The 1420-nt window shown below is 61.3% G+C and carries 2 protein-coding genes and 1 pseudogene; all 3 read left to right on the forward strand.

Translation table 11 applies throughout. The features are described 5' to 3' along the window. Positions 1–125, forward strand: a 125-nt coding sequence (locus ACZI8Q_RS20630; RefSeq protein WP_463375286.1) for an MspA family porin, incomplete at its 5' end; no start/stop codon positions are given. 53 nt (positions 126–178) lie between these two features. Further along, positions 179–871, forward strand: a complete 693-nt coding sequence (locus tag ACZI8Q_RS20635) for an MspA family porin (RefSeq protein ID WP_463375444.1) — start codon at positions 179–181, stop codon at positions 869–871. Between the two features lie 265 nt (positions 872–1136). Continuing rightward, positions 1137–1420, forward strand: a pseudogene (locus ACZI8Q_RS20640) (MspA family porin); the annotation flags it as partial.

The raw sequence follows: 1420 nt of genomic DNA on the forward strand, positions 1-1420 counted from the left end.
ACAGGGAGATCGAGGTTCAGGGGTGCGGCGGATACGCGCAGGCTCGCGCCTACTCGGTGGTCGTGGTTCCGGGTAATCACTACGTGAAGACCACCCTCTACGGACAGCCGTTCAGCATCGGCTGAGTTCCTTTCCTCGGCAACGTCTTTCACAACTTCGTAATCCCCTGGAGGGAACAATGAACAGCAAGACTGTGCGCTACGGCGCCAAGGCCGCCGGTGTGGTGGCTGCTTCGACCATCGCGTTCGGCTTTCTTTCCGCTGGTGCGGCCAGTGCGGATACTTTCGTGCCGTTGAAAGATGGTGAGGTGTCGCAGACTTTGATCGACGGGACGGTGGTGACGGTGAAGCAGACGGGCAACTCGGCGCTGATCAGTCCGTCGATGGGTGCGACGCCGTTGCACCGCAACGTGTGGGCATCGGGAAGTGTCGACGTGAGCATCTCGGGTGATAACGCCGAGGGTGGTTCGATCGATGTCGGGTACGTCGTGGCGTGCCAGTTCAACTTCGGCGCCGACGCTGGTGCCGATGGTGGGGCGCTCCTGTCGTCCTCGACCGACGATGCCGGTGAAACAACGATCACTGCCGATCCTTCGGGTGAGCTCGGTGGTGGCGTGAGCATCGGTCCAGGCGAGGCCAAGGCAGTCTCCATCCTCGAGATCGAGGAAGAGGACGATCACGGTCACACTTCGACGAGCAGCGAATTCGAGTTCGAGGGCAACAGCGGTGGCATCACCTACTCGGACGAGACCTTCGCCGTGTCCGGGTGCGCCGGCTTCGCTCAGGCCCGCTCCTACGTGAACGTGGAGGTCTCGACCGATCGGGTCGACGGCACCGTCACTCTGTGGGGTCAGCCCTTCAGCATCGGCTGACATCTCGGTGGCGAACGTCACGCCAAGAATATTCGAAGACCGAAACAGTATGAGGCTGGGAGTCTGCAGATGCCGTCTGCAGGCTCCCAGCCTCGTTGTATGCAGGTTCGGCTACTTCGCCACCCGGCAGTCTCTCGTTCGAAGATCGGCAAATCGGACAAAACGTGGTGTCACGTCAAAGGAAAGGGTCCGCTAACTTGTACCAAGCATGAGGTAAACCTCCCGCTCCGACGGTCGGGGTAGGAGCGCCTGTTGAGAGGTATGAATGAGCGAGATCCGTAAGTCCGGTCTGCGTCGTGGAGCCCGCGTTGCCGGCCTTGGTGCTGTAGCGGCGGTTGTGCTCGGCTTGATGTCGACCGGAGCTGCGAATGCAGACACGTTTGTGCCGTTGCCTGGTGGTGAGAAGGTGACCGAGGCCGGTGACGTGACGGTCAAGATTGCTCGTAATGCGGAGAGTGCGAAGGTTTCTCCGTCGTTGGCGGCCAACGGGGCGGGTCGTGTGGCGTGGGTGACCGGTGATGTGTTCGTGGATCTGCAGGGCGAGGTTCC

This window comes from Rhodococcus quanlei (assembly GCF_055231015.1).

What these genes read in the sequence shown, in the direction of transcription:
- ACZI8Q_RS20635 (WP_463375444.1), top strand. Translation starts at nt 179, where the DNA reads ATGAACAGCAAGACTGTGCGCTACGGCGCCAAGGCCGCCGGTGTGGTG.